This window comes from Acidiphilium sp. 34-64-41, from assembly GCF_002282635.1.
Classification (GTDB): domain Bacteria; phylum Pseudomonadota; class Alphaproteobacteria; order Acetobacterales; family Acetobacteraceae; genus Acidiphilium; species Acidiphilium rubrum.
The window spans coordinates 14869-41358 of record NZ_NCJX01000080.1 but is presented as its reverse complement, the minus strand read 5'-3'; the positions used below and the strand labels follow the sequence as shown (position 1 = coordinate 41358).

The window sequence follows — 26490 nt, the reverse complement described above, 5'->3', positions numbered from 1 at the left end:
GGGGGAAAGCCAGTTCGTCACGCTGGTGAATGTCAATGGCCGCCATGGCGGGGGCCACTAGCCCTAGTGGGTGTCTGAGTCAACCGGATAGGCACGCAACAAAGTTTCTGGCATGGAAATTGCTTAGTGTCGGTTAGGCTTAACCTTTGTCAGGATCATTCAATGAAACGTCTCGTTCTCGCCACCACTTTCCTAGCTGCGCCGTTGTTGGGCAGCATGATTTCCGCCCACGCCACACCGATGCTTGCGGGATATCTCTCCTCGGGCGGCAACACGTCGCCGACGATCACTTCCAGCAATGGAACCTTGTCATATAACGGTTCTTTCGATAACTTTAATGTCGTTTTCGAAAATGCCTTCACATCTGGAACACTGTACTCACCGGCCATTGATTTGAGCTCAGGTGATAGAACGGCAGCGGCTGGTTCACTGACTATCGCTCTTACCGAGTACGACCTTACCGAGCCGTTCGGCATCACGACGATTGCCGGTTATTTGTCGCAGACGCCCCTCAGCCCGTCGCTCTCGTCGATATCGTATAGCGTTTATGCGGACGCGACGAATACGGCATTCGGCATGGGCTCCCTCATCGGCTCGCAAACAATCGCGGGCAACTCCACAACGCCGATCAGCTTCAGCAGTCCTTTTGATATTACAGGCCCGTATTCAATAACTGAAATCCTGACGATTACGGCGCCGTCCGGCGGTGCCAATGATAGCATCGACTCGTCGGTCTCCGTCCCCGAACCCGGTTCGCTCGCACTGCTGGGCACCGGCCTTGTTGCTCTCGGCCTGCTGATCCGCAAGCGCCAGAAGCGCGGCTGATCAACCATTCTGCGCCGTGCCTGACGCCTCCGGCTTGTCGCCGGAGGCGTTTTTGTTTGGAGCGACGCTGAAAATTATAACGATATCATTCTAATTGTCTGGGATATTTTACACCTCACAAATTGCAGTTATCTAATTATCTGATTCGTAACGATATTATATTTGGCACTAAAATTGCAACGGTGACGTGTAGTGTCCAGGCATGATTATCGGAGATTGTAAAATGCAACGCTTTAAAGTCGTCATCATGACCACAGCACTACTGATCGGGCTCGGCGGCGTCGCTCGGGCTGGCCTAGCAAACGGGGATGTGTATAGTTTTGAGGTCTGGAGCGGTTCGTACAACACGCTCGGCATTACCGGGAACGCCACCAATCAGTCTGGCGATGTCCCGTTAGTCAATCCCAGCGCCAGCTTCACTTACACCGGTCCGATCAATTTCGTCGATAACGGCGGTCAATCCAGTCATAACCTGGCCAGTACGTTTTTCGGTACCTACGGCCTTAACATCACTGATTTTTCAAGCATCAACGGCCAATTTTCTTCGCTGGCCGATTTCCTCGCACAAGATCAATTGAGCAACAACGGTCTGAGCGGCAACGCACTCGTCACCTATATGATGATCACCGGCACCTACGCGGCCGCCGCCGGCACCAATGTTACGATCAGCCACGATGACGGCGCCTCGCTCTACGCCGGTCTCGGCAACATCCCGGTCATTCAGAGTGGTTCATTCACCGGGCAGATTCCCTCAACCGGCGTCCTGCCCGTAGCGACCGATGCGCCGTTCCAACTCGTCTACGTCGAAGCCAACGGTGCGCCTGCGGTCCTGCAGGTTTCGGTTCCGGAACCCGGTTCACTCGCCCTGCTCGGCACCGGTCTGCTCGGCCTTGGCCTCGTCCTGCGCCGCCGCAACCGCAACCGCGCCTGATCAACCGCGCCACCGCGCGATCCTGGCGCGAGTCGCCAGGATCGCCGCGGCCACACTCCGGCGCGGTGCCGCGCTCATCCAGCGCATCGCCACGCTGCCATCGGCTAGGCTGGTCTTGTACCGATCATCCCCCGCCAGAAAATCGTAACCATTCAGCCCACGCTCCTGATAATGCCGCATCGCCGCGACATGGCACACCAAGCCGGGTTTTTCATGCGGTTGCGCCGGATCATACGCAAACCCGCTCTGATACGCGCTGACCCGGCCGCGCCACACGAAATTATACAAATACCCGATCACCCGGTCCCCCGCCGCCACCCGCAACACATCCACCACACCGCACGCCACACCGCGCGCCACCAGCACCGCATGAAACCGCTCAAACCCGGCCGCGGCGAACGCCCCCGCCTTGCCGCGCGTCTCCCACGTCTGCCGGTGCAAATCCGCCAGCGCCGCCAGCCAGGCCTCTGCCTCCATCACCGTTGCCGCCCGCGCCACCGCAATCGGGCCGCTGGCCGCGTACCGCCGCCACGCACGGTTGATCTGCTGGCGCGTATTGGCGGAAATAACATCGAGGCAATCGGCCCCCGCCGCGCGCAGCCGCCCAAGGTCGCGCCACGGTGCCGCGCGCAGCACCGCGCCATCCGTCACGCCGGCCAACCGCGCCGCTGCCGCATCCTCCGGGCCAAGACCCGGCAGGCGCAATATCCAGCCCAACCCGGCGCGCGGCCGCAGCGCAGCCGCAAACCATGCCGCCCGCGCCTCCGGCCGGTCCCGCACCACCAGCGGCCCGTTATGTTCGATGAACACGCTGTCCTCATCCGCGACGCCGGTCTCCGCGAGACAATACTGGCTCAGCCCGAATCGCCGTCCACCGCAGCCCAGCAGCCCGATCGCAATGATCCGCTCCTCCGCCTCGATCGTCAGCACCAGCGCACGGCGAAACCGCTCATCGAACCGGCAGCCCAGCCACAACCACGACTGAAACACCGAGCCATCCGCCTCGGCCTCGACCCGCCGCCACAAATCCCCCAGCTGCTGCGCGTCGCGGGCCGGGCGGAGCGCCGCCACCAATCCCCCGCCGGCCGCCCATCGCTTGTTAGACCCGGCCATCCATGTCATCGTGCCATCGTATTGGAATTGCCGAAAGCCGCAATGTTCCCGGATATCCTGCCGAACCCCCGCGCCGTGAGCATGCGCCAACCCAACCGTGTCGCCACCGTGCTGATCGACACGGAGGAGGATTTCGACTGGGCGGACCCGACCGAAGGCACCGACTACGCGACCGCCTACCTGACCCGCATCGCCGATCTGCAACCCATCTTCACGGCGCATGGCGTGGTGCCGACCTATCTGGTTACCTACCCCATCCTCGAAAACCCCGACCTCGTGCGCCTGTTCGCCCGCTACCGCGATCGCGGCGAAGCGGCGCTCGGCATCCAGCTCCACCCCTGGGTCACCCCGCCGTTCGAGGGTCATGGCACCGCTGCCCAATCCTTCGGCGGCAATCTCGCGCCGGATGTCGAAGCCCGCAAGCTCGCCGCCCTGTGCACCCGCTTCACCGCCTGTTTCGGCACCGCACCGCTGGTGTTTCGCGCCGGCCGCTACGGCCTCAGCCGCCAGACCGCGACCCTGATCGAGCAGGAAGGCATCCTGATCGATACCAGCATCGCGCCGCGCACCTCGATGCTCGATGAAGCCGGCCCCGACTACAGTAGGATCGACTTTTCCCCCTTCTGGTTCGGTGCCCGGCGGCCCATCCTCGAACTGCCGCTCGGCCGCGCCATCGTCGGCTGGGGCGGCAGTGCCGGCAGCCGGCTCTACCGGACCTTGATCCGCTCGAACGGTGCCTGGGCGCCGCTTGCCGGCCTGCTCGCGCGTATTGGTTGCGCCGAACGCATCACCCTCTCACCGGAAGGCAACGACCCGCGGGCAATGATCCGCCTGGTCAAAGGCCTGCTCAACCGCGATCGCACCATCCTGCCGCTCAGCTTCCACAGCTCCTCGGTGGCCCCCGGCCGCAACCCCTATGTCCGCTCGCGTGCCGATCTGCACCGTTTCTATGACGATCTCTCGTCGATTCTCTGCACCCTGTCCGATGATTTCGGCTGCCGCTTTGCCGCCGCCACCGATATCCTCACCCTCCTCGATCAGCCTCCCAACCCAGGCGGCCGGCCGTGATCGCGCGCGACAGCATCATCCTGATCGCGAATAATTTCCCGCCCGTGCAAGGCGGCTCGGCGGTGGTGTACGGCGCGCTCGCCCGCCAGGCCGCCCCGCAGGTCAGCGTGCTGGCACCGCGCGTCAGCTATACCGATGGTCTGCCTTTGATCGGCTGGCGCGAACACGACCGCGCCGCCGCCCAACCGCGATCCGGCGCGCCCGGTTACCGCGTCAAACGGCTCGCCCTGCTCCGCACTCCGATCGGTGGTCCCCAGCAGGGCGGCATCGGTCGGCTGCGCTTCATCGCGCGCGACCTGCTGATCCGGCTGCGCATCCTCGCCGCCCTGCGCGCCATGCTCGGCTCCGGGCGCATCGGGGCGGTCTGCATCGGCGAACTCGTGCCCTCCGGCTGGCTGTTCGCCGTCCTGCGCCGCTGGCCCGGCGTGCGCCGCATCGTCTATATCCACGGCGAGGAAATCACCACGCGCGATGATTACGACCCCGATTGGTCGCGCCGCCGCCGCAGCCTCGCCGCCGCCGATGCCATCATCGTGGTCAGCCGTTTCACCGCCGAAGCGGTCCGCACCCTGCTTGCCGGCACGTCCGCGCCGCCGATCGTCCTGATCGAAAACGGCGTCGATTTCCGCCGCTTCTCATCGAGCGCGCGGCGCCCCGACCTGATCGCGCATTACGGTCTGGAGGATAAATTCGTCTATGTCTCGGTCTGCCGCCTGCTCGAAAAAAAGGGCATCGATCACGCCATCCGCGCCTTCGCTTCGGTCTGGGCCGATCACCCCGAATGCCGGTTTCTGGTCGTCGGCGCCGGCCCCTTTGCCGATACCCTGCGCGCCATCGCAACCGAATCCGGTGTGGCCGATGCGGTCATTTTCGCCGGTGCGGTCGCCGATGTCGATCTGGCCGACCATTACGCGCTGGGCGATGTGTTCGTCATGCCCAACCGCGCGCTACCCTCGGGCGATACCGAAGGCTTCGGCCTGGTCTTCCTGGAAGCCAATGCCGCCGGACTGCCGGTCATCGCCGGGCGTGATGGCGGCAGCGTCGATGCCGTGACCGATGGTATCAACGGCCTGGTGGTCGATGGCCACGCGATCCCCGCCATCGAAGCCGCCATGCGCCGCCTGCACGACGACCCAGCCCTGCGCGCCCATATCGCCGCCCAGGGGCTCGCCTGCGCCCAAGCCGCCGATTGGCAGGTCAAGGCGCGTGACTTCGTCGCCGCCTGCCTCGATCGCACGCCCACCCCCAATTCCGCATGACCCAGCATGACCGCGGATGACACCACGGCCGGCCCGGCGCGCCTCCTCGCCTGGTCAGCGCTCGACGCGCCGACCATCGCCCGCTTCGCTCATCCCACGGCCGATCTGTTCGCAAGCCATCTCTGGTTCGATCTACTGGCCCGCACCGCCGCACCGCCGGGCCTCAAAGCCGGCTGCGTCGTTACCGCCGATGCCGCGATCCCGGTCTGGTGCCGGCAGGGCAGGGTGGTCGCCGGCCTGTCGAGCCCCTATTCGCTCGCCTTCACCCCACGCCTCGGCGCCACCCCGGCCGCCGCCGGCCGCACCTTCGCCCGCATCGCCCGCCGCCACGCCACACTCCGGCTCGATGCGCTCGACCCCGCTCAACCGGGCCTCGCCCCGTTCCTCGATGCGATAACGTCCAGCGGCATCATCGTGCAGCGCTTCAGCCATTTCGGCGACTGGCAAGCCCCGGTCGAAACCGACCGTTTCGATGCCTGGCTCGCCGCCCGCCCCGGCAACCTGCGCAGCACCATCACCCGCAAACTCAAACGCGCGCGCGGCGCCACATCGTTCAGCTTCATCGACTCCGAAGCGGGCCTCGCCGCCGGCATCAGCGCCTTTGAACAGGTCTACGCCGTTTCCTGGAAACAGCCCGAACCCTTCGCCGCGTTCAACGCCGCCTGCATGCGCAGCCTCGCCGATGCCGGTCTGCTGCGTCTCGGCGTTCTCGCGACAGCGTCGGGCCCGATCGCTGCGCAATACTGGGCGGTGTCCGGCGGCTGTGCCATGCTGTTGAAACTCGCGCATGACGAAGCCCACACCGCCCTATCCCCCGGTACCGTCCTGACGGCGCAGATGCTCGCCGCCATTCTGGCCCGGGATCGTCCCACCAGGCTCGATTTCGGCCGCGGCGATGATCCCTACAAACGCCTCTGGGTCGACCAGCGGCACGAACGGATCGGCGCCCTGCTGATCAACCCGCGCCGACCGGCGGGCGTGCTCGCACTGGTGCGCGGTCAGGTTGGTGCGTTAAGACGTCGGCTCAGACAAAGGAAGGACAACACTTAAGCAAGCGCTTCTTTTTTGAGAAAAAGAAGCAAAAAACTTTTGGTCCTTTAGGGCTGTGCCGGTGCCAACGCCCGTGCCCCAGATTAACAAAAGTTTTTTGCTGCTTTTTTCCAAAAAAGCAGTACTTCCCTACCCTTTCCGCCGAACCAGGACCCATTCTGCATGCGTATTCTCTACAGCCACCGGATCCAGTCGCGCGATGGCCAGTCCGTCCATGTCGAAGACCTCGTCGCGGCATTCCGTGCCGCCGGCCATGAGGTTCTGGTGGTCGGCCCCTCATTTTACGAATCGACCGGCTTCGGCGCCGAAACCACCTGGGTCGCCAGGCTGCGCGCCGCCCTGCCCGGCGCAATCGGCGAACTGGCCGAACTCGCCTACAATATCCCCGCCTGGTGGCGGCTGCGCCAGGCGGCCGCCGGTTTTAACCCCGATTTCATCTACGAGCGCTACAATCTGTTCTACCTCGCCGGGATGTGGCTCGCCCGCGAGCGCAAAATCCCTTTCCTGGTCGAGGTCAATTCACCGCTCGCCGAGGAGCGCATCGCCCATGGCGGGCTGAAACTGCACGGTCTCGCCCGTTTGGCGGAGCGCGCGGTCTGGCGCGCCGCCACCCGCGTGTTCGCCGTCACCAAGGTGCTCGGCGCGCGCGTCACCGCGGTCGGCGTCGATCCCGCCAACCTCGTCATCACGCCCAACGGCATCAATCTCGACCGTTTCGCGCCCCGCCCCCCAACCACCGATCGCCGCGCGGTGCTCGGCTTCATCGGTTTCGTCCGCCCCTGGCACGGTATCGAACCGGTAATCACCGCGCTGGCCGAAAGTCCGGACAAATTCGATTTCGTCATTGCCGGCGAAGGTCCCGCCCGGCCCATCCTCGAATCCATGGTCGCATCGGCCGGCCTCGCCGATCACGTCAGCTTCGCCGGCCTGGTCGCGCGCGATGCGGTGCCCGGCTTCCTTGCCGGTATCGACATCGCCCTGCAACCCCGCGCGGTCGACTACGCCTCGCCGCTCAAACTGTTCGAATACATGGCCGCCGGCTGCGCCATCGTGGCGCCGGATCAACCCAATCTGCGCGAGATTCTGGTCGATGGCGAAACCGCCCTGCTGTTCGAGCCGGAAAACTGGGTCGCGCTCTGGGCCTGTATCGCCCGCCTCGCCGCCGATCCCGTCCTGCGCGCCCGCCTCGGCCAGGCCGCGCGCGCCGAGGTGATCACCCGCGACTACACCTGGGCCGGCAACGCGCGCCGGGTCATCGCATCGCTGCCGTCATGAGCCGCAAGCAGCGCATTCTGCATGTCTTCCCGAGCTTCGCCGCCGGTGGCGCACAGATGCGCATGGCTGCACTCGCCAATCATTTCGGCGCACGCTTCGCGCACACAATCATCGCGCTTGATCACGACACTACCTGCCGCGATCGGCTCGACCCGGCGCTGGATGTAGCATTTCCAGCAGCACCTTCCATGCGCCAACCGCTGCCGCAGCGCCTGCTCACGATCGCCGCAGCCATGCGCACCCACCAGCCGGATCTCCTGATGACCAGCAACTGGGGCGCGATCGAATGGGCGATCGCCAACCGGCTGGGCCCGCGCATCCGCCACATCCACACCGAGGATGGCTTCGGCCGTGACGAGCGCGACCGCCAACTGCCGCGCCGGGTATGGACGCGCCGGCTGATCCTCCGATCCAGCACAACGATCGTCCCCTCGCAGACCTTGCTGGACACCGCGACCACCATCTGGCGCCTGCCGCCCCGCGCCCTGCACTACATTCCCAACGGCATCGATCTTGCCAAATTTACCCCGGCCGCCGCGCCGCGCAACGGGCCGCCGGTGATCGGCTGCGTCGCCGCCTTGCGGCCGGAGAAAAATCTGGCCCGCCTGCTCCGCGCCGCCGCAATCGCGCGGCCTCACCACGCGTTCGATCTGGTCCTGCTGGGTGACGGGCCGGATCGCGCCGCCCTCGAAGCCCTGGCAAACGACCTGTCCCTCCCGGTCCGCTTTCTCGGCGCGCTGGCCGAGCCTGCCCCGGTATATCGCGAGTTCACCATCTTCGCATTGAGTTCGGATACCGAGCAGATGCCCCTGTCGGTGATGGAGGCCATGGCGTCGGGCCTGCCCGTCGTCACCACGCGCGTCGGCGATATCGCCCGCATGGTCGCACCGGAGAACCTCGATTTCCTGACCGCGCGCGATGATCAGGCGATGGCCGATGCTATGGGTGAATTACTCGCGGACCCGGCACGACAGACCTCGATCGGTCTTGCGAACCGTCGCCACGCCGAACAGCATTTCGATTTCAGCGTTATGGCAGCGCGCTGGCAGGCCCTGATGGTACCGGACGGATCGGGCGCAGCGCCAAACGCAGCCTAAAAAATCCGCATTCCAAGTTCAATGATCGCCCACCAGCAAATCAAAGCCAGTGCGATCATGATCGGAATCGCCATGCGCAGACTGAGCCGCTCATGATCCCCCGCCCCGAGACCAGGCTGCACCTGATCATCGGTCTGATCCCAGTTGCGCCGGTCCGGCCGCACCAGCACGGTCCGCCTGCGCAGACCAAAGCCCCAGCCACGCCGGCCGGCCGGTCCGTCGAAGCCACCCGCACTGTTGGGGCGCTTCGTCATGATGTGCGACAAGGAACGATAGATGAGCACTCCCTTCGAACGATAGACAGCGCCGAAACCCATGAACTGATTCCCAAAAAATGACTATCGCACCATTTTTGAACTTCGTCTTGATCATTCATATTAAAAAGCTGTTAACACAAGGTTAATTGTCCAGAAGAAAAGGAAATGGACCGGCCGCAGCCGTCGTTGTTCGCGTATCGGTAGGTGAGGTTGCGCCGGTCAATTTCGCGTCCCGGTCGGACGTATCGGGAGATTTGAGTAGATGTGTGGTTTTACCGGATTATTCGCCCCGCGGACCGCGCGGTGCGACGCGCGTGACATCGACACCGCGCTACTGCATCGCATGACTGCGGCAATCGCCCATCGCGGTCCCGACGACGAGGGATTTCATACCGAACCTGGGATCGGCCTCGGGTTTCGCCGCCTCGCCATCATCGATCTCGCCGCCGGCCACCAGCCGATGGCGAACGAGGACGGAACGGTCACCATCGCCTTCAACGGCGAGATCTATAATTTCCAGTCGCTGCGCGACGAGTTGCTCGGCCTCGGCCATGTCTTCGCGACGCATTGCGACACCGAGGTGATCATTCACGGCTGGGAAAGCTGGGGCCTCGCCGTGCTGGACCGGCTGGACGGCTTCTTTGCCTTCGCGCTGTGGGACCGCCAGCAGGCAACCCTCCTGCTCGCCCGCGACCGGCTGGGCAAAAAACCACTTTATTACGGCACCGCCCCCGATGGCAATTTGGCTTTCGGCTCCGAACTCGCTGCCCTGACGCCGGTTCCCGGCCTGACCGAACGGCTCGATCCCGCCGCCCTCGAAGATTATCTGGCGTTCGGCTATGTCCCGGACCCGGCCTCGATCTATCAGCGCATCCGCAAACTACCGCCCGCGCATTTCATGCTGATCGAGGCCGGCGCACCGCTGCCGCCGCCCCGCCGCTACTGGACCCTGCCGGAACCCACCACCCCGCCAGCGAGCCTCGAAGAGGCCGCCGCCGATTTGCGCACAAGGCTCGACAAGGCTGTCGCCGCCCGCATGATTGCGGATGTGCCGCTCGGCGCGTTTCTCTCGGGCGGCGTCGATTCCAGCGCCATCGTCGCCCTGGCCGCGCGCCACGCCAGATCGCCCTTGCAAAGCTTCACCATCGGCTTTCCCGGTACCACCGATGAACGCGCCACCGCCGCCGCCATGGCAGAGCATTGCGGGGCGCTCCATACGTCAGAAGTGGTTGCACCGACCGACGTGATCGACGCTGCCCGCCACCAGGCCGAGGTGTTCGGCGAACCGTTCGGCGATCATTCCTCGGTCCCCAGCCTCGCCGTCGCCAGGCTGGCACGCACCGGCGTCAAGGTCGCGTTGTCCGGCGACGGTGGCGATGAGGTGTTCGGCGGCTACCGCCGCTATCGCTGGCATGCCATCGCCGATCAGGCCCGCCGGCTGCTGCCCGATCGCGCCCGCCGCGCCTTGCTCGCCCCGATCGCCGCCGCCTATCCCAAGCTCGACCGCGCGCCCGCCTGGCTGCGCGCGAAAACCACCCTCACCGAAATCAGCCTCGATTCCGCCCATGGCTATTACCGAACCCTTTGCAAACTACAGGATACCGAGCGGCGCGGCCTGATGTCGCCCGCGTTGCGATCCCTGCTCGATGGCCACGACCCCGCCGCCGGCATTGTCGCCGCCCTCGATACCGACGCCGATCCCTTGCGCGCCGCCCAGATGGTCGATCTCGCGACCTATCTGCCTGGCGATATCCTGGTCAAGGTTGATCGCACCAGCATGCGCAGCGGCGTCGAAGTTCGCTCGCCGCTGCTCGATCCCGCGCTGCTCGCCTGGGGCATGGGCCTGCCGCCGGCCCTGAAGCTACGCGCCGGGCAGGGCAAATCGGTCCTGCGCGCAGCCGTCGCGCCGCTGCTGCCGCGCGCCGTGCTCGATCGGCCGAAACAGGGGTTCGTCGCGCCGATTTCCGCCGAGTTACGCCGCGCCGCGCCGCGCCTGCGCGGCACGTTGCTCGGCGCCGCGATGCTCGATACCGGCTGGTTCGACGGTGCGGCGATCGGCCGCATGATCGACCAGCACGAATCGGGGCAGCACGATCACGGCTGGAAACTCTGGCACCTGCTGGTGCTGGAAGGGTTTCTCGCCCGCCACGCTGGCGCCGCCATGCCCGCCGCCACCCCAGTCCTGATCGCCTGAGCACATGGCCGATCCGATCGATCTCCCGGCCGATGCCGGGCTGAAAAGCCTCGCCCGTGAGGGCTCCGTCCTTTCGCGCACCGCGCGCGGCGCCGGTTGGATCGTCGGCTGGCGGTTCATCAACCGCATTCTTGGGCTGATGAGCACCCTGATCCTGGTGCGCCTGCTCGCCCCCTCGGCATTCGGCATCGTCGCACTCTCGATGAATTTGATGTTCAGCCTTGCCCAATTGTCCGAAGTGGGCATCCAGGGCGCGATCATCCGCAACGAGCGCCCCGATCGCGAATTATACGACACCGGCTTCACCATCAACGCGATCCGCGGCTTCGCCACCGGCATCATCATTGCCGCATTCGCCGTCCCGATCGCCGGGTTTTTCCACAATCCGGACATGGTCGACGTGCTCTACGTTGTTGCGATCGGCAGTTGTGTCAGCGCGCTCGAAAACATCGGTGTGGTCGATTTCATCCGATTCATCGCGTTCGACAAGGAGTTTCAATACAAGCTGGTGCCGCGGATCATTTCGGTGATTTCCGGCATCGCGCTCGCCTTCTGGCTGCGCAATTACTGGGCATTGGTGTTCGCGATCCTGATCAATCAGGTCGCGACCGTGGCGATCAGCTACTGGATCCATCCCTACCGGCCGCAGTTCACCCTGTCCGGATGGCGGCGGATCTCGGGCTATTCCAGCATGATCTGGCTGCTCAATCTGGTCGGCGTCGTGCAGAGTGCCACCAGCAACATCGTGATTGGGCGGGTTTCCGGTACTGCGGATGTCGGGATCTACGGCGTGGGTGCGGAAATTTCCGGCCTGCCGAGTTCGGAACTGATCGGCCCGCTCTGCCGCGCCGCTTTCGCCGGCTTTTCCGAGGCGCGGCAGGGCGGCGACAACGGTGCCGTGATGATGCTGCGCCTGCTAGGACTGATGGCGTTGATCACGGTGCCGGCCGGTTTCGGCCTGTCGCTGATCGCCTACCCGATCATCAAGCTCGGCTTCGGCGCAAAATGGCTCGGCGCGGTGCCGATCCTGGAGATTTTCGGGATTGCCACGACCGTGACGATCTTCGGCTCGATCGCAACCACCCTGTTTGCGGTACAGGCATGGCTCAAGGCCAGCCTGAAGCTCGATATCGGGCTTACCATCCTGCGCGTCGGCCTGCTGCTCGCACTGGTGCCACGCTACGGGCTGATCGGCGCGGCGGTCGCGGTCTCGATCGTCGATGTCGTCGCCCAGGCAGTCTATTTCATGGTGATGACACAGCGCCTGCATGTTGGCATCGCCGCCATTTTCGCGCGGGTGTGGCGCACGCTGATCGGTGCCGGCGTGATGACGGCCGTGCTGCTGACGGCGCATCTCGGCTGGGGCACCTGGGCGGGACGTAACCTGATACTGGCTACCCACATGGCGGGTGCCATCGCCCTGGGGATCGCGAGTTACGGGCTGACAGTGGTCAGTCTTTGGCTGATTAGCGGCCGCCCCGACGGGGCTGAAGCCGACCTGCTGCTATCGGTGCGCCGCCTGTTAAAGCGCTGAACGAACTGGCTCCGCGTTCGATGCAACCACTTTCGGCAAATGTTCAGGCACGCGACCGAACCAGCCGCGCGGTCTGCAATGCAAGCAGCACCGCGATCATCGGTGGCAGCGCAATCACCGCCGGCCACCAATTCGTCAAAGCGGCCGACGTGGCTGCCCCCACCAGATATAACGACATCGCGCCGATCTGACGCCAGGTGATCGGCTTGAGCCCCCCGCTTGGCGTTCCCGGGCGAAGCGCGCGGATCACGCCCATCATGATCATCGTCAAAGTGGTGGTGAACACCACCGTCGGAATCCCCGGCAGATCGATCGCGCGCGCCGCCACGCTTTGAACACCCATGGCACCCGCCGCCAACAGGATCAGCACGAATAACGGCGCATGATACACCGGATGCGGCAGCACCGCCCACAGCACCGCGACGCCGATCAGACAGACGGATTCAACCAGCAGCAACCGATGAACCTGTATGGCGGGTGATGCTGTCTTGTCATGCAGCAACGTCGCGGCACCGCTGCCGATCGCAAAGCCCGCGAGCGCTGCCAGCGATCGCGCGGCATCGAGCAGATGCCCCCGGCCGAGAGCCAGACCCAGCAGCGCCGTGTTCCCGGTCATCGCCGAGGTAAACACGTCGTGCAGTTTGAGGAAGGCGAACACATCGGCGCTGCCGGCGGCAAACGCCAGCGCACCGATGATACGGTCCGCTGGCGTCAGGGTTGGGGTGTTGGCATGGTCCATACGGCGGGTCTATTCCACATTGCCCGCCGAATGGACAGCACCGCCGATCGCGGATGGGTCGTCTTATTCCGCCGCCAACAGCGCACTCCGTCGCGTTGCGGCACTGACCACGGCAAGCACCACGATATTGGCGATCAACGCGATGATGCCGACGTTCAAATCCTTGATCGCCTGCGGCAGAAACGGCATCAGGCTGCCGACCGAGGCATGGCTGAACGTGAGCCATGCCGCAACGCCGACACCGACCACAATCCCAGCCATCGCCCCCTGCCGGGTCGCGCCGGAGTTGGGAAACAGGCTGGCCACCAGGGCCGGGAACATCTGTGTCACGAAACTGTAGCCGACCAGCAGGAGCGTCACGATGGTCGAGTTGCCGGTCAGCGTAAAGAACACCGCAATCGCCATCACCACCGGCACCAGACATTTTGCCAGAAACACGATCTGATCATCGGTCGCGTTCTTGTTATAGGCACCGTAAAGATTGCGCGCGGTCAGGGTCGCCGCGGTCATCGTGATCATCGACCCGGGGACGAGGGCGGTGAGCACGCCGGCGGCGCCGACGATGCCGACCGCCCAGGGCGGCAAGGTCGCCACCACCAGCTTGAACAGCGCGAGATTGCTGGCCTTGAGCGCCGGGAGTTTCAGCACCGCAGCGAAGCCGACGAAATAGACGAACAACAGGATCAGCTGATAAATCGGCAACACCATCGCGTTCTTGCGGAACACCTTGGCCTCGCGCGCGGTGTAGCAGCTGGCCAGCGAATGCGGCCACATGAAGAAGCCGAGTGCGGTGAGCAGCACCGTCGAGACGAACCACCAGACCGATTGCCCCTTGGGCGCGAAGGTGAGGAAGCCGGGCTTGGCCTTGGCGATTTCCGTAAACATCGCGCCGACGCCGCCGTAGAGATGAATGGGCAGATAGATACCAAGGAACAGCACGACCGACAGGATCATGATATCCTTCGCCACCGCGGTCCACGCCGAGCCGCGCACTCCGGAGCTGATCACATAGATGGTGACCACGACAGCACCGATTAGAACGGCCACCGTGTTGGAAATCCCGCCATAACCGGCAGCGACGACGATGATACCAAGGCCGGTGAGTTGCAGCACCAAGTAGGGAATCAGAGCGACGATATCGACCAAAGCGACGATGATGCCCAGTGCCGGACTGTCGTATTTATGCGCAAAAAAATCGGGCTGAGAGACTAGATGATGCTGCTTGGCGTAATTCCAGACCTTCGGCAGCATGAAATAGCCGAGCACATAGGCGATCGTGCCATAGGCCAGAATGTAATAGGCCGGCGCGCCCTGGCCGTAGGCGAAGCCCGAAGCGCCGAGGAAGGTGAAGGTAGTGTAGATTTCGCCGGCCAGCAGCAGAAATACCAGAACGAAGCCGAAACCACGATTGCCGACGGTCCATTCTTCGAGCCCCATGGTATGGCCGCTCCGCGCGCCGATACCGAGCAACAGCGCAAACACAGCCGTGAGGCCGAGCAGGATCAGGGCGATCGTCATCGCGCATCTCCCCGATTAGCGGGATCGATGGCGTAGACGATGCCCATGATGATCGCGAGCAGCACGATCCAGACGGAGATCCATCCGAGCGGGAACGGCATACCCAGAATGAGCGGGTGGACGTGGTTGTGAACAACCGGCCCTGCCAGCATCAGAATGCATGGAACGACAGCAAGCCATTGAAATGGTTTCATAATTGCCCCCTTGTTATGTGTGCCCAGCGCTTCTTTGCAACACTGTGTGCCGAGACGGGGTTGCTGACAAGCGGAGGTGGAGGGGCAGATGGCCAGATTTGCGTTTTAACAACGGGTCAGGCGTGGCCCCGCACGCGCTCGCCACAATCCCGATCGGGACCAGGAGAGTTGCACCACCAGACAGGCGTCTTCAGCGTTGGCGGACGAGATCGTTGATGAACCCGAGTTTTTCGATCACCGCGGGCGACAGGATGAATGGATAGAGGTCGCCATGCCCCATACTGCGCGCCAGGCTGTTCATGGCAAACGTCAGCGGCAGCCACATCGCGACCATCTCCTCGATGGATTTCGCGCGATACGGGTCGAAATCGGCAGCCAGCGGTGCGGTGCCGCCGGCCTCACCGGGTGGCTTTACCCGCAAGCCGAAGGCGGTTGCGGTTTCGATCGTATCGACGATGTGGAGATACTGTGCCCAGGTCTCTGCGAAATCTTCCCACGGATGGGCCGTGGCGTAGGCACTGATATAATGGTCCTGCCACCCGGGCGGTGCCCCTTCGGCGTAATGGCGCTTCAGCGCTTCGGCATAATCCTGCCGCTCATCGCCGAACAAGGCACGGCATTCGGCGAGTTTGTCACCGTCACGCACCAGGATGTCCCAGTAGAAATGGCCGATCTCGTGCCGGAAATGTCCCAACAGGGTCCGGTAGGGTTCGCCCATCGCGGCCCGGTTGCGCTCGCGGATCGCGTCTTCCGCCTCCTCGATATTCAGGACGATCACGCCTTCGTCGTGGCCGGTCAACGGCTTCGGCTTGCCGGGGACGGGCGCGAGGAAATGAAACTCCAGCCCATGGGCCGGATCTTCAAGGCGGTCGGGAATCGGCAAGCCAAGCCGTCGCAGCGTGTAGATCAGCCAATGCTCCGCCAACTCGATCCGGCGGAACCGCGCCAGGTTGGTCGTGTCATCGAGGTCGGGCACAATCCGGTTGAACCGGCATGCCTCGCACAACACCGCGCCATTGCCCAACTCGGCCGGTACCACCCAGTTGCACGCGTCATACAACGCATTCGCGCAGAACCGAACGCGCCGATCAGGTGCCGCCATCGGTTGCCACAAACCGGCCGAGCCCCCCTCATCATCCAGACACACCAATGCACTCAGCGTATCTGTATCAGACAGATAGCCGAGCCAGTGGTTACAGGACTCACAGTACCGATTTTCGAAGTAAAGCCGGGCACCGCAGAATTGGCAAAGAAATAATCGCATGACGCACGCCCCCAACGGGGCGGTTTCGCCAAGATTACTTGATCTTGGCTTCCTTGAATGCGACGTGCTTGCGCACCACCGGGTCGTATTTCCGGAACTCGAGCTTACCCGTCTGTGCCTTCGCGTTCTTGCGAGTCACATAGAAAAAGCCGGTGTCGGCGGTGGAAATCAGTTTGATCTGGACAGTGCTTGATTTGGCCATGAGTGTTCTCCGATGCGGGGGATATGAGGGAGCTGACCGTCCCGGTCAAGTGCCATTGGCGGAAGGGCTGGGTGGTGGATTGCCCGATGCCGCCAGCAACGGCCGGATCAGGGCGGCATGATACGCGGCTGGATCGTCGATCAAGGCGGTCGCTGCCGCGAAATAGCCATTGGCACCCACCGTCGCGGGGCAGGAATCTCGCAACGCCAGCACTTCGGCCAGCGGCATCGGCGCCCGGGCGGCGCGCGTCTCGGCCAGCGGTTTCGCCAGCATGTTATCGCCCGACTTGAGCGCGGCGATCTGCTGGTCCAGCACATTGGTGCCCAGGCTGACGCAGACCTGCGGAAATACCCCCAGGCCCTGGAGCGGCCAGCCACGGGGGGCGATCATCCGGCTCCACGTCACATATAATTCGCCGCCGCCCGGCAAGGTGGTCAGGCTCTGTACCAACCCTTTGCCCAGCGTCGCGCTGCCGACCACCACGGCGCGATCATTATCGGCGAGCGCCGCTGAAAACACCTCGGCCGCGCTCGCCGTGGCCCCATCGACAAGAATAATCACCGGCAGACCATGCGCGATATCCGCACCCTCGGCATGAAACAATTTATCCGCCGCCGGATCGCGCCCGATCGTGCGGATGATCGTGCCATGGCCCAGCAACGTGTCGACGCTGAGCGCCGATTGCCGCAACACCCCGCCACGATTGCCGCGCAGATCGATCACGATGCCTTTGGGCTCCGGTGTTGCCGAAACCAGCGCCCCCAAGGCCCCGGCGAACTGCTCACCGGTATCGTGATCGAAGCCGATCACCCGGATCACCCCGATCCCATTGTCCATCGCGCCGAACACGCTCTGCGTCGGCACCAGGCCGCGCGTCAGGCTGATGGTCTGGGGCAGGCTCTTGGGCGGGCGCACGGTAATCCTGATCGTCGAGCCCAGCCGGCCGGCCAGACTCTCCTGCAGTGCCGCAAGATGCTGCCCCGCCGTCGCCGTGCCATCGATCGCGAGAACCGCCATGCCAGGCGCCATCCCCGCCTGGTCGGCCGGGCCGGAGGGGGCAACCCGCGCGATCAGGATCGCGCTGCCCTCGCGCCCCAGCGTCAGCCCGAGCCCGGCATGACCAAGCCGCATCGCCCGGTCTTCATCCGCCTCGCGCGGCGCTTCGTAGCGCGAATACGGATCGAAATGATTGAACAACTCGTCGAAAAAACTGCGGATCACGCCCTCGGTGCCGGCCCGCGCGAGCGCGGGCGAGGCGGTGAACGCATGCGCCGCCACAGCGGCACAGGCATCGCCCCAGGCGGCGGCGTCGGTGGGCGGCGGTGCCGCGGCGGCAAACAGCACCCGGTTCGGCCCATAGAGCAGCAATTTGCCCGCTTGTTCCTGCACCGTCAGGTCCGGATCGAGCGCCGTGATACCCGACAATCCCCAGACCGCCATTTGCGGAATGCTCAGCGGTTCCAGCGTGCGCGGCGCGATGAACGCGAGGGCCGCACCCCACACGGCGCCCGCGCGCGCCTGATCGAACGCCGGTGCCGCCGCATACGCGCCGCACAACGGCAGCACGACGCAGAGCAACGTGATTGCCCGCCAGAACGATCGTGCCGGGCGGCGGCTCATCGCTGCTTGCGCTTGCCTGATTTCGGCGCGCGGCCGGGCGATTTGCTTCCCTTGCGGCGGGGGTTGTTGCCGCCCTCGCGCCCTGGTGCTCGATCGCCCTTGCCGGAAAACCGTCCGCCTTCGGGCCGGTCGCCGCGCGGCCGGCCGCCCTCGATCATCGAAAACAGCAACCCGCCGGTCACCGGCTTGGCCTCGCGCAGGCGGACCATCACCGGATCGGACAAATGAAATACCACCCGGCTGCGCTTGCCCGACAGCGTGCTGCTCGCCTCGTCGAAATGCCAGAAATCATCCGCCAGCAGCGCCATCGGGATGAAACCCGAAGCGCCGGTCTCGTTCAGCGTCACGAACAGGCCAAACCGCGTCACGCCGGCGATCCGTGCGGCGAAATCCTCGCCGATTCGCTCGGCCAGATAGGCCGCCAGATATCGGTCGGTCGATTGCCGCTCGGCATCGGTCGCGCGGCGTTCCGTGATCGTGATGCCCTGGGCAATCGCGGGAAACTCGCCACCCGCCTCGATGCTCAGCCCGTCGGTGCCGAGTTTCAACCCGGCGATCAGCGCGCGATGCACCAGCAAATCCGCATACCGGCGGATCGGCGAGGTGAAATGTGCGTAGGATTTCAGCGCGAGGCCGAAATGCCCGATATTTTCTGGCGAATATTCCGCCTGCGACTGGCTGCGCAGCACGGTTTCATTGACCAGCGGTGCGGCATCGGTCCCGGCGACCAGCTTGAGGATATGGTCCAGATCGCGCGGGATCAGCTGGTCGCTCTGCTTGAGTGAAATATCGAACGTCGCCAGCAGCGAGCGCAGCGCATCGAGTTTTTCGGGCGAGGGCGGCGCGTGGATCCGGTACATGCAGGGCTGGCGCAGCCGCTCCAGCTCCTCCGCCGCAGAGACATTGGCGAGGATCATGAACTCCTCGATCAAGCGGTGGCTGTCCAGCCGGGCGCGCGGCACCACGCTCGCGACCTTGCCGTCCTCGGTCAGGGTGATCTGGCGTTCCGGCAAATCCAGATCGAGCGTGCCACGCGCCTGACGCGCCGCGATCAACGCCCGGTAGGCGGCATACAGGTGATCGAGCGTGGCCTCGGGCAGATCGGCGCCCGATTCCGCATCATGCGCCGCCTGTACCGCCTCATAGGTCATGCGCGCGAAGCTGCGCATCAGGCCGCGGCCGAACCGGTGCGACTGTTTACGCCCCTCGGCATCGATCGTCATTTCGACGAACAGGCACCCGCGATCCTCGTTCGGCCGCAGGCTGCACCAGCCGTTCGACAGCGCCTCCGGCAGCATCGGCACCACGCGGTCGGGGAAATACACGGAATTACCGCGCACCCGCGCCTCGCGGTCGAGCGCTTTGCCCGGCCGGACATAATGCGCGACATCGGCAATCGCGACGATCAGGCGAAACCCCGAACCAGCGGGCTCGGCGAACACCGCATCGTCGAAATCGCGCGCATCGGCCCCATCGATCGTGATCAGCGGCACGCGCCGCAGATCGGTCCGCTTGCCGAGGCGGGTTGCCCGTGCCGCCTCGGCCTCGTCGAGCGCGGCCTGCGGGAAATCGACCGGAATGCCGAGCGAGGCGATCGCGATCAGGCTGATCGAGCGCGCATCGCCCATCTTGCCGAGATGCTCGATGATCCGAGCCGGCTTGGCGCCATGGCCGAAGGCGGGCAGGGGGGTCGCGCGCACCACATCGCCGCCGGCCGCGCCGTTGGTCTCACCCACCGGCACCATCCATTCCGAGCGGCTTTTGCGCTCGACTGGCTCGATCCAGCCGCCCAGCGTCTCGTTGGACTTCGCCGCGCGGAACACGCCGATAATCGTCGCCGGTTCGTCATCGAGCCGCTTCAGCGTGCGCCCCTCGTACCGATCACCGTCGATCCGCCGCAGCCGCGCCAGCACGCGCGCGCCGGGTGCGAGTGCTGGTTGGCCGCGCTGTTCGGGCTGCATGAAAATGATCGGCGGCCGCCCCTTCTGGTCCCAGCCGACCGGCCGCGCCAGCGGATCGCCATCGCGGTCGGTGCCGGTGATTTCGACGACGCAGCGTTCGGGCAGTACTTCGGCCTCGCGCACCTGCTTACCGCCCGCGCGCACCAGCGCGCCATCACGCTCGAGCTCGCGCAGCAACCCGCGCAACGCCGGCTTCTGCTCCGGCGTCAGGCCGAAGGCGCGGGCGATATCGCTCTTGCCGAGCCGGGTGCCCGCCTCGCTCAAAAACTGGCGCAGCACGGCAGCGCTGGGCAAGCCTGGCTCAGGCTTGCCGGGTCCGGGCTTTGCGGGTTTTCGTGTCATGCCGACGGCGTGCCTTGGTTGGGGTTCCGATCGACGGATGGCATGACGATCGGGCCGTCCAGAAACCAGGGCCTCTGGACTTGGTTCACAGTGTCGCCCGACGCGTCAGCTGATCTGTTCAATCGGTTCCGCATACCGCCAATGTGGCACGCCGACAACGCTGATGCAGCGTTTCGCCGGGCACCACACAGCAAGTTTTCCGACTATGGTGTTCTTGCCACAATCAGCCGGTCGAGCGAAGCGTTGAACAGCGCGCCCAGCAGCAGCGTATAGGCCGTTAGATAAAACCACATCATCAGGCCGATGATCGTGGCCAAGGGGCCGTAGGTGTGGCTATAGGCGGCAAACTGACCGACATAGACGGCAAACCCGTAGGACAGGATCAGCCACAGCAGAATCGCGACGGCGACGCCCGGGATCACGGTATGGCCGAGGTCACGCCGAAACGCCGGGCCATAGCGATACAGCAGCCCGAGGGCGACGGCCATGAACGCCATCATCAGCAAAAACCCGATCACGATGGCAAGAATAGCGGATTCCTTGCCCAAGCCGAAAAACGTGAACAGCAGCGGCAAGCCCACCAGCACACCGATCGCGATGACCGCGCCGATAATCGCAACCAGCGTCATCCCGAGTGTCACCAGCTGAAACCGGATGATGCCGCGCGATTCTTCGCGCTTGTGGATCACGTTCAGCGCATAGATCAGCGCCTTGGTGCCGGAGGCGGTGGAATACAGGGTAAACACCAAGGAAATGGCGAGCCCGATGCCCAAGCTGGTCTTGCCGCCGGACACCAGCTGCTGGATCCGCCCCGCAATCAGCTGAAATGCCGCCGGCGGCATCAGATGCTTCAAATATAGCAGTTGCGGCTCGACCGTAATCGGGTTGAACGCCAGCCCGTACAGCGAAATCAACGTCGTGATCGCGGGAAACAGCGCGAGCGTCGCATAGAACGCGCATCCGGCCGCCACCAGCGACATCTCGCCGCTCAGCAGCGAGACCACGGCGGTCTTCAGGCCACTCCACCACAAGGTCACATCCACTCGCGGGCTCAAGCGCCCCCCGCCAGAAAATCCCGGATCGCATCGATCGTCGGTGTGTCCATCAAGGCGGGCGCGTGGCCCGCCTGCGTCACGGTCAGTGTCGTCGCACCGGCGGTGGCCATGGTAGCAAAGGTCGCTTCGGTGAGCAGATCGCTATCCTCGCCCCTGATCGCCATCACCGGCACACGGATCGCCTGCCAGATCCCGGACAGGTCGGCATCCATCGGGATCGAGGCGCGGATCGGATCGGCGATCGCGGGATCGTAGTGCAGCGCAAATCCGCCACCCGCGACCGGACGCGCCGAATAGCGCGCTAAATGGCGCCATTGCGCATCGCTCAGCCGGCCAAACGGCGCGTGAACGAGCCGCAGATGCGCCTCGAGCGCGCCGATATCGGCAAAGGTATCAGGTGCCTTGGTCATGTAATCGCGGATCCGCGCCAGCGCTGCCGCCGGGATCAACGGACCGATATCGTTCAGGACCAGCCGCGTGATCGGGGTATGGGGCGCGGCGGCGACCATCATGCCGCAAATACCGCCGAGCGAGGTGCCAACCCAGGCGACCGGCTTGTTTAAATACGCGAGCAGATGCGCCAGCGCCACGACATAACTCGGTGGCTGATACAGGCTCGAATCGGCGAGCCAGTCCGACCGGCCGCGGCCTGGCAGATCGGGGCAGATCACGTGGTAATCATTAGCCAGCGCCTCGGCCAGGATATCGAAATCCCGCCCGTTCCGCGTCAATCCATGCACACACATAACCGCGGGTGCTGCCGGATTGCCGAATTCGACAAACGCCAGGCGGTGAAAATCAGCGCCCAGAAGGTAAGGAATTGCCGCTTGCCGTGCCATGTGCGCGAAGCGTTAAATGATCTGATCGCGGCGCAGTGCCGCGCGTTCGGATGCATCGAGTCCAAGCATATCAGTCAAAACCTCATCGGTATGCTCACCCAACATGGGGGGCGGTAACCGATAATCCACCGGTGTTGCGGATAAACGGACCGGATTTGCGACCAGTTTCACCGGATTGCCGTCCTTCCCGGCGATCTCGATCAGATTGCCGCGCGCAATGACGTGCGGGTCGGCGAACACCTGTTCGAGCGTGTTGATCGGGCCGCAGCCGACTTTGATCGCCTCCAGTTCGGCGAGCCACCAGGCCGAACCGTGGGCCGCCAGCACATTGGCCAGGGTTTCGGTCACAAACGCGCGATTGGCCACGCGCGCCGCGTTGGTCACGAATTTGGGATCGACCAGCAGATGCTCGAGGCCAAATCGCTGGCAGAAGCGCGCAAAGGTCGCATCGTTGCCGATCGACAGCACGATATGGCCATCGGCCGTCGCGAAGACCTGATAGGGCACGATGTTCGGGTGCTGATTGCCCAGGCGCGGCGGGTTCTGGCCGGAGGCCAGATAGTTCATCCCCTGGTTGGCGAGCCACGCCACGTTCGTATCGAGCATGCCGATATCGACCTGCTGGCCCAGACCGGTCGCTTCCCGGTGGCGCAAGGCGGCGAGCACGCCGATGGCACCATAAAGCCCGGCAAACAGGTCCGCCACCGGCACGCCCACCTTCATAGGCTGCCCATCGGGCTCCCCGGTCAGGGACATCACCCCGCCCATCGCCTGGATCAGGCTGTCATAGCCCGGCCGTTCCGCATAGGGTCCGGTCTGGCCAAAGCCGGTGATCGAGCAATAGATCAACCCGGGATGCAGCTTGCCGAGTTGCTCGTAGCCAAGCCCGTAGCGGGCCAGCGTACCGACCTTGAAGTTTTCGACCAGAATGTCGCATTGCGCGATCAGATCATGCGCCAGCTTCTGGCCAGAAGGTTTGGCGATATCGATGGTGACCGATCGCTTGTTGCGGTTGGCCCCCGCGAAATAGGCGCTCTGATCGGTGCCCGGCATCGCCGGCGGCACAAACCCCCTGGTATCGTCACCGCTGCCGGGTTTTTCGATCTTGATGACCGAAGCGCCTAAATCGGCCAGCATCTGCACACAGGTCGGCCCGGCCAGTACGCGGGTCAGATCGAAGATTGTCAGCCCGGCCAGCGGCCCCGAGGGCTGCGGCGTCTGGGTGGAATTGGCGTGTGACATGGACGACCTCCGACAATGGGAGTGTCGGCATAGCGGACCGCCTCGTTCGAGGTCAAAACGGCTTGGTGATCAGACGGCAGCGCAGGCGGGGCGAGCGCAAGAGAAGCACATTATTTTTCGATAGAAGTCAGCGAAAAAAGTTGGTTGCTCTGGTACCGGCCGATAAATACGACCAAGCCGCCCGGTCAAACAACAGTGCTTCCCTTGCCTCAGTCCCCGTCCCAGCCCCTCGGCAGCGGCATTTTCAGCCGCGTAGACGGTGCCGTGGCAAAGGCGCGCATGTCCGGAGCGCCAAGCGAACGAGCCGGCTTGCCACAATGGGCAAGCCGGCTCGTTCGGCGTCCTGGGCGAGTGATATAAGCCGATCGGTCAGGATCAGAGGGCTGACGATCGGGGTATAGTGGTCGGCGATTTTCGCCGTCGCGTAATCGGACATCGTGGGTTTTTCCTTTGACAGACCAGCCTTTTTGGCTGACCCCAACTCACCACGCCGAAGTTACGTTTCGGTTAACAAAACGGATCACTGACGAAAATAAGTTTCCGTTGCGGTTCAGCGTTCATTTTCATCGGCGTCGCGCTCGACCTCGATGTCGGTCTCGATCGCATCCGCATCGTCTTCCAGATCGTCCGCATCCTCCAGTATGTCCTCGTCGGCGCCATCGTCGACGGCATCAACTTCAACGTCGTCGCCCGGCACCAGCGCGGCTTTCGGCGATTTTTTGACATCATCGGGGATCGGCGCGTTACGCTTGAGCTTCGGCTGCTCGATCGGCTGCTCGGTGCCGCATTTCGGGCAGACGGCCGGCGATTTGCCCAGATCGAAAAACCGTGCGCCACAAGAGACGCAGGTATGTTTGTCGCCAAGTTCCGGCTTCGGCATGAGCCCCTCGTACAAATAAGGAAATGGTCGCTTCAGGGCGCGCGCCATGCCACCCATCGCCCGCTATGTCAAACGCGCCACATCATGCTAAGCGCCGCGCCATGAGCTCCGAAACCCCGCACGCCCACCGTTCCCATCGACCGGCCACGCCGCTGAGCGGTTCAATCACCGTGCCGGGCGATAAATCGATCTCCCATCGCGCGCTGATGTTCGCTGGTCTCGCGATCGGTGAAACCCGCATCACCGGCCTGTTGGAAGGCGAGGACGTGCTGCGCACCGCTGCCGCCATGCGTGCCCTCGGCGCCGCCGTGCGCCGCGACTCGGACGGCGCTTGGCTCGTCGCTGGTACCGGCATCGGCGGGTTGCACAGCCCGGATGACGTGCTCGACATGGGCAATTCCGGTACCGCCGCGCGGCTGCTCTGCGGCGTTCTGGCCAGCCATGACATGTTCGCGGTGATGACCGGCGATGCCTCGCTGCGCCGCCGGCCGATGCGCCGCGTGATCGACCCGCTGGCGGCCTGCGGTGCGGTATTCGCCGCGCGCGAGGGCGGCCGCCTGCCGCTCGCCGTAACCGGTGCCGCCGATGCACGGCCGTTGAGCTATCGCCTGCCGGTCGCTTCCGCCCAGGTGAAATCGGCCCTGTTGCTCGCCGGGTTGAACGCGCGCGGCATTACCGAGGTCGAAGAACCGGAACCGACGCGTGATCATTCCGAAAACATGCTGCGTCATTTCGGGGCCGTGGTCAGCGTGGTGCCGCACGGCGCGGGCAAGCTGATCCGCCTGCAGGGCCAGCCCGAACTGATTGCCGCCGATATCATCGTACCGGGCGATCCGTCCTCCGCGGCGTTCCCGATCGTGGCCGCGCTGCTGGTGCCGGGCTCGCGCATCACGATCGCAGGCGTCGGCCTGAACCCGTTGCGGACCGGCCTGTTCACCACGTTGCTTGAAATGGGTGCTGATATCACCATCACCAACAAGCGCGAGGCCGGTGGTGAGCCGGTCGGCGATCTGGCGCCCTGGCGCGCGGCCCATCACGGCTGCGCGGACTCGGCGAACTGCGGGTCAAGGAAAGCGACCGTCTGGCGGCAACGCTTGCGATGTTGCGGGTCAACGGCGCGCATGTAGAGGTCGAGGGCGATGACATGATCATCTCCGGCGGTGCTAACCGGCTGGGCGGCGGCACCGTGCTGACGCAGATGGACCATCGGCTCGCGATGAGCGCGCTGGTGCTGGGCATGGCGGCTGATGCGCCTGTGATGATCGACGATGCGCGCTTCATCGACACCAGTTTCCCCGGGTTCATGGGTTTGATGCAAAGCTTGGGCGCCTCGATCGAGGCTGAAGTGGAGGCCGCATGAAACCGATTGTCATCGCCATCGATGGTCCGGCGGCGTCTGGCAAGGGCACGCTGGCCCGGCGCCTGGCGGCAGCCTTCAACCTGCCCTATCTCGATACCGGCCTGCTCTACCGCGTGGTCGCCCGCCGCGTGCTCGACCACGGCGGCAATCCAACCGATCCCGCCATTGCCACGGCTCAGGCGCGCGGGCTCGGCCGACTCGATCTCGGGCGCGATGATCTGCGCACGCCCGAGGTTGATCTGGCGGCGAGTGCGGTCGCCTCGATCGCCGCCGTGCGCGCCGCCCTGCTCGATTTTCAGCGCAATTTCGCCGCGAGTTCCGGCGCCGTGCTCGATGGGCGCGATATCGGCACCATCGTGTTCCCGCAGGCCGCGGTAAAACTGTTCATCACCGCCTCGCTCGACGTGCGGGCCCAACGCCGGTTCGCCGAACGCCAAATACAGGGCCATACCGCGACGCTCGATGAGGTGCGCGCCGACCTCGCCGCCCGTGACGAGGCGGACCGCACGCGCACCGCCGCGCCCTTGCGCCCGGCGGATGATGCCCATGTGCTCGATACCAGCGCGCTCGACGCCGACCACGCCTTCGCCGCTGCCGCGGCATGGGTCAACCAGGCGCTGGCGAAAGTATAACCCGTTGTTTGGGCTTCTGTGGCAGAAGGGTTTCGCAAT

Annotated in this window: 23 protein-coding genes and 1 pseudogene; 11 read left to right on the top strand and 13 right to left on the bottom strand. The window is 64.5% G+C overall.

The window, feature by feature from the left end; all coding sequences use genetic code 11:
• The first annotated feature begins 162 nt into the window (after positions 1-162).
• Together B7X49_RS14610 and B7X49_RS14605 are read left to right on the top strand one after the other, a co-directional pair.
• Positions 163-825: a PEP-CTERM sorting domain-containing protein gene (locus B7X49_RS14610; RefSeq protein ID WP_286703887.1), complete on the top strand. Its 663-nt coding sequence runs from the start codon at positions 163-165 to the stop codon at positions 823-825.
• A gap of 223 nt (positions 826-1048) precedes the next feature.
• On the top strand, positions 1049-1756 hold the full coding sequence (locus B7X49_RS14605; protein ID WP_286703888.1) for a PEP-CTERM sorting domain-containing protein: 708 nt from the start codon (positions 1049-1051) through the stop codon (positions 1754-1756).
• Here the strand turns inward: B7X49_RS14605 and B7X49_RS14600 are convergent, their stop codons facing one another.
• On the bottom strand, positions 1757-2878 hold the full coding sequence (locus B7X49_RS14600; RefSeq protein WP_286703889.1) for a GNAT family N-acetyltransferase: 1122 nt from the start codon (positions 2876-2878) through the stop codon (positions 1757-1759).
• Positions 2879-2911: 33 nt separating this feature from the next.
• Between B7X49_RS14600 and B7X49_RS14595 the strand changes: the two genes are divergently transcribed.
• The 5 genes from B7X49_RS14595 (at position 2912) to B7X49_RS14575 (ending at position 8618) form a co-directional block, all read left to right on the top strand.
• Entirely contained in the window at positions 2912-3937 is a 1026-nt protein-coding gene (locus B7X49_RS14595) for a hypothetical protein (RefSeq protein ID WP_286703890.1), read from the top strand.
• Positions 3934-5196 carry a glycosyltransferase family 4 protein gene (locus B7X49_RS14590; RefSeq protein WP_286703891.1) on the top strand — a complete coding sequence of 421 codons (1263 nt, stop codon included), beginning with the start codon at positions 3934-3936 and terminating at the stop codon, positions 5194-5196. Before B7X49_RS14595 ends, B7X49_RS14590 begins: the two co-directional genes overlap by 4 nt.
• A gap of 6 nt (positions 5197-5202) precedes the next feature.
• Entirely contained in the window at positions 5203-6246 is a 1044-nt protein-coding gene (locus tag B7X49_RS14585) for a GNAT family N-acetyltransferase (protein ID WP_286703892.1), read from the top strand.
• A 162-nt stretch (positions 6247-6408) separates the two neighbouring features.
• Complete coding sequence (locus B7X49_RS14580) at positions 6409-7521, top strand: glycosyltransferase family 4 protein (RefSeq protein ID WP_286703893.1); 1113 nt, start codon at positions 6409-6411, stop codon at positions 7519-7521.
• On the top strand, positions 7518-8618 hold the full coding sequence (locus B7X49_RS14575; RefSeq protein WP_286703894.1) for a glycosyltransferase family 4 protein: 1101 nt from the start codon (positions 7518-7520) through the stop codon (positions 8616-8618). The genes B7X49_RS14580 and B7X49_RS14575 overlap by 4 nt, the downstream gene beginning before the upstream one ends.
• Here B7X49_RS14575 and B7X49_RS14570 read toward each other — a convergent pair.
• The gene (locus tag B7X49_RS14570) at positions 8615-8872 is read right to left on the bottom strand and encodes a hypothetical protein (protein ID WP_217696437.1); all 258 of its coding nucleotides are present in this window, start codon (positions 8870-8872) and stop codon (positions 8615-8617) included. The genes B7X49_RS14575 and B7X49_RS14570 overlap by 4 nt on opposite strands.
• 265 nt (positions 8873-9137) lie before the next feature.
• Between B7X49_RS14570 and asnB the strand changes: the two genes are divergently transcribed.
• On the top strand, positions 9138-11069 hold the full coding sequence (asnB, locus tag B7X49_RS14565; RefSeq protein ID WP_286703895.1) for an asparagine synthase (glutamine-hydrolyzing): 1932 nt from the start codon (positions 9138-9140) through the stop codon (positions 11067-11069).
• A 4-nt stretch (positions 11070-11073) separates the two neighbouring features.
• Complete coding sequence (locus B7X49_RS14560; RefSeq protein WP_286703896.1) at positions 11074-12603, top strand: oligosaccharide flippase family protein; 1530 nt, start codon at positions 11074-11076, stop codon at positions 12601-12603.
• Between the two features lie 43 nt (positions 12604-12646).
• Here B7X49_RS14560 and B7X49_RS14555 read toward each other — a convergent pair whose 3' ends face one another.
• From B7X49_RS14555 to B7X49_RS14505, 11 genes are all read right to left on the bottom strand, one after another.
• The gene (locus tag B7X49_RS14555) at positions 12647-13342 is read right to left on the bottom strand and encodes a YoaK family protein (protein ID WP_286703897.1); all 696 of its coding nucleotides are present in this window, start codon (positions 13340-13342) and stop codon (positions 12647-12649) included.
• A 63-nt stretch (positions 13343-13405) separates the two neighbouring features.
• On the bottom strand, positions 13406-14860 hold the full coding sequence (locus B7X49_RS14550; RefSeq protein ID WP_286839926.1) for a sodium:solute symporter: 1455 nt from the start codon (positions 14858-14860) through the stop codon (positions 13406-13408).
• Positions 14857-15054 carry a DUF3311 domain-containing protein gene (locus B7X49_RS14545; protein ID WP_029310532.1) on the bottom strand — a complete coding sequence of 66 codons (198 nt, stop codon included), beginning with the start codon at positions 15052-15054 and terminating at the stop codon, positions 14857-14859. Before B7X49_RS14545 ends, B7X49_RS14550 begins: the two co-directional genes overlap by 4 nt.
• A gap of 190 nt (positions 15055-15244) precedes the next feature.
• Positions 15245-16318 carry a putative zinc-binding metallopeptidase gene (locus tag B7X49_RS14540; protein ID WP_286703899.1) on the bottom strand — a complete coding sequence of 358 codons (1074 nt, stop codon included), beginning with the start codon at positions 16316-16318 and terminating at the stop codon, positions 15245-15247.
• A gap of 34 nt (positions 16319-16352) precedes the next feature.
• Positions 16353-16520: a 50S ribosomal protein L33 gene (gene rpmG, locus B7X49_RS14535; protein ID WP_029310534.1), complete on the bottom strand. Its 168-nt coding sequence runs from the start codon at positions 16518-16520 to the stop codon at positions 16353-16355.
• Between the two features lie 45 nt (positions 16521-16565).
• Positions 16566-18140, bottom strand: coding sequence for a S41 family peptidase (locus B7X49_RS14530; protein ID WP_286703900.1), 1575 nt, complete (start codon positions 18138-18140; stop codon positions 16566-16568).
• Entirely contained in the window at positions 18137-20443 is a 2307-nt protein-coding gene (rnr, locus tag B7X49_RS14525) for a ribonuclease R (protein WP_286703901.1), read from the bottom strand. Before rnr ends, B7X49_RS14530 begins: the two co-directional genes overlap by 4 nt.
• Positions 20444-20646: 203 nt before the next feature.
• Positions 20647-21498 carry a YihY/virulence factor BrkB family protein gene (locus B7X49_RS14520; protein ID WP_035227794.1) on the bottom strand — a complete coding sequence of 284 codons (852 nt, stop codon included), beginning with the start codon at positions 21496-21498 and terminating at the stop codon, positions 20647-20649.
• The gene (locus tag B7X49_RS14515; protein WP_286703902.1) at positions 21495-22337 is read right to left on the bottom strand and encodes an alpha/beta fold hydrolase; all 843 of its coding nucleotides are present in this window, start codon (positions 22335-22337) and stop codon (positions 21495-21497) included. Before B7X49_RS14515 ends, B7X49_RS14520 begins: the two co-directional genes overlap by 4 nt.
• A 12-nt stretch (positions 22338-22349) precedes the next feature.
• Positions 22350-23579, bottom strand: a complete 1230-nt coding sequence (locus B7X49_RS14510) for a CaiB/BaiF CoA-transferase family protein (RefSeq protein ID WP_286703903.1) — start codon at positions 23577-23579, stop codon at positions 22350-22352.
• 550 nt (positions 23580-24129) lie between these two features.
• Positions 24130-24516 (bottom strand): FYDLN acid domain-containing protein, encoded by a 387-nt coding sequence (locus B7X49_RS14505; RefSeq protein WP_408735569.1) that lies wholly within the window; start codon positions 24514-24516, stop codon positions 24130-24132.
• A 44-nt stretch (positions 24517-24560) separates the two neighbouring features.
• Between B7X49_RS14505 and B7X49_RS14500 the strand changes: the two are divergent.
• A pseudogene (locus B7X49_RS14500) lies at positions 24561-25819 on the top strand (3-phosphoshikimate 1-carboxyvinyltransferase).
• Positions 25816-26451 carry a d(CMP) kinase gene (locus tag B7X49_RS14495; protein WP_286703905.1) on the top strand — a complete coding sequence of 212 codons (636 nt, stop codon included), beginning with the start codon at positions 25816-25818 and terminating at the stop codon, positions 26449-26451. Before B7X49_RS14500 ends, B7X49_RS14495 begins: the two are co-directional and overlap by 4 nt.
• Positions 26452-26490: the final 39 nt, after the last annotated feature.